The 2,026-nt window shown below is 36.5% G+C and carries 2 protein-coding genes and 1 pseudogene; 1 reads left to right on the top strand and 2 read right to left on the bottom strand.

Annotation, left to right across the window (positions count from 1 at the left end; translation table 11 throughout):
- Together WBN20_RS07265 and WBN20_RS07270 are read right to left on the bottom strand one after the other, a co-directional pair.
- Positions 1 to 764, bottom strand: a 764-nt coding sequence (locus WBN20_RS07265; protein ID WP_424281218.1) for an aldo/keto reductase, incomplete at its 3' end; no start/stop codon positions are given.
- A 74-nt stretch (positions 765 to 838) separates the two neighbouring features.
- Positions 839 to 1,603 carry an exodeoxyribonuclease III gene (locus WBN20_RS07270; protein ID WP_424281219.1) on the bottom strand — a complete coding sequence of 255 codons (765 nt, stop codon included), beginning with the start codon at positions 1,601 to 1,603 and terminating at the stop codon, positions 839 to 841.
- A 127-nt stretch (positions 1,604 to 1,730) separates the two neighbouring features.
- On the opposite strand from WBN20_RS07270, the pseudogene WBN20_RS07275 reads away from it, so the two are divergent.
- Positions 1,731 to 2,026: pseudogene (locus WBN20_RS07275) on the top strand (TonB-dependent receptor family protein); the annotation flags it as partial.

The raw sequence follows: 2,026 nt of genomic DNA on the forward strand, positions 1-2,026 counted from the left end.
CTGGCGTTTGCAGGCTTCATACCGCCCATATACTTTCCACTAAGAACTCCAAATCCCAAAGGAGAATAAGCTAAGAGGCCTATATTTTCCCGTATTGAAATTTCTGAAAGCCCCACTTCAAACTGGCGGTTCAATAAATTATAGGGGTTTTGTATGGTAATCATTCTGGGTAAGTTGGCGTGTACTTTACTTTCTTCCAAAAAACGCATTGTTCCCCATGGGGTTTCATTTGAAAGTCCTACATGTCTAATTTTACCTTCACTAACCAGATCACTGAGAGTCTCCAATACCTGGTGAATATTATCCTGCCAATGATCTGTCAGATCATGTTTATAAATTCTTTTCCCAAAATAGTTGGTAGAACGCTCCGGCCAATGCAATTGATATAAATCTATATAGTCTGTTTGGAGTCGTTCCAGACTTCCTTCAACGGCTTCAATTAAGCCTTCCTTTCTAAAACCGGATGATCTAATAAACTTGGCGAAATCGGCTTTACCCGCTATCTTGGTCCCTAGAATAATTTTGTCTCTATTTCCTGTTTTCTTAAACCAGCTGCCAATTATTTTCTCTGTATCGGCATATCTGTCTGGATGAGCCGGAATAGGGTAAAGTTCAGCAGTGTCAAAAAAGTTTATTCCCATATCAACTGCATAATCCATTTGCTGATGTCCTTCCTCCTCCGAATTCTGACGACCCCAGGTCATTGTACCCAAACAAATCTTACTGACTTCTAAATCCGTGTGAGGTAATTTTTTATATATCATAAGCAAACACTATTCTTTTTTGACCAGACAAATTTAGCAATTCCCATGTTTACATTTCATTAAGAGTACTTTAATTATTCATGTAATTCAATCAGAATTGGGCAATGATCACTGTGTTTTGCTTCTGAAAGTATAACAGAACGTTTGAGTCTGTCCTCAAGAGAACGACTAACCATACCATAATCCAGACGCCAACCTTTGTTATTATTACGGGCATTTGCCCTATAACTCCACCAGGTATAATGATGTGGTTCTTTGTTAAAAAATCGAAAGCTGTCTATAAACCCACTATCAATAAAATTGCTTATCCATTCCCGTTCAACCGGTAAAAACCCTGATACATTTTTATTTCTCACCGGATCGTGGATGTCAATTGCCCGATGACAAATATTGTAATCCCCGCAAATAATAAGGTTAGGGTGTTTCGTTTTGATTTTATTTATATAGGTCTGCAGATCTGCCATATATTTCAACTTAAGATCCAATCTGGCCAGATTGGTTCCTGAAGGAAGATACATGCTCATAACAGATAGTCCGTCAAAATCTGCCCGAAGGTTCCTGCCTTCAAAATCCATATAATCTATTCCGGTTCCATATTCGACATGGTTGGGTTGCTTTTTAGACAAAATAGCAACTCCGCTATATCCTTTTTTTTGTGCACTAAACCAATGATTATGAAAGTATCCGTTCTTTTCAAAAACACTAATATCTAGCTGCTCTTTCATTGCTTTTATTTCCTGAAGACAAATCACATCGGGATCTACCTGTTTGAGCCATTCAAGAAAACCTTTGTTCAGGGCTGCCCTTATACCATTTACATTGTATGAAACTATTTTCAAATCAATTTAATTTAATTTCAAAAATAGTGAATGTTTAATCCAACTTGCAAAGTGTCTTTTAATATATAAATTTGACCAATCCCATTAGCATATCTATTATACTTATTTTTGCACTGAATATTAATTAATGAAGCTCTACATTTTATTTTTCATTCTTCTTTACAATTATTTCTATGGGTATACACAAGAATTGGAAAAGGATTCAATTACCTATCTTGAGGAAGTTATTATTTATAACCCAAGTAAAACCAATAAAATTCTTGGAATTACCCCATCGACGATTATTCGGGAAAAGGCCTTTCAAAATTACAGTCCAATAGATGTTGCCTCCTCAATTAATCAAATCTCCGGAGTTTATCTGCTTTCAGGCGCATTAAACACAAACCGCATAACTATTCGTGGTGTGGGTGCTCGGACCCCATT

Source organism: Eudoraea sp., assembly GCF_049665975.1.
Taxonomy (GTDB): Bacteria; Bacteroidota; Bacteroidia; order Flavobacteriales; family Flavobacteriaceae; genus Eudoraea.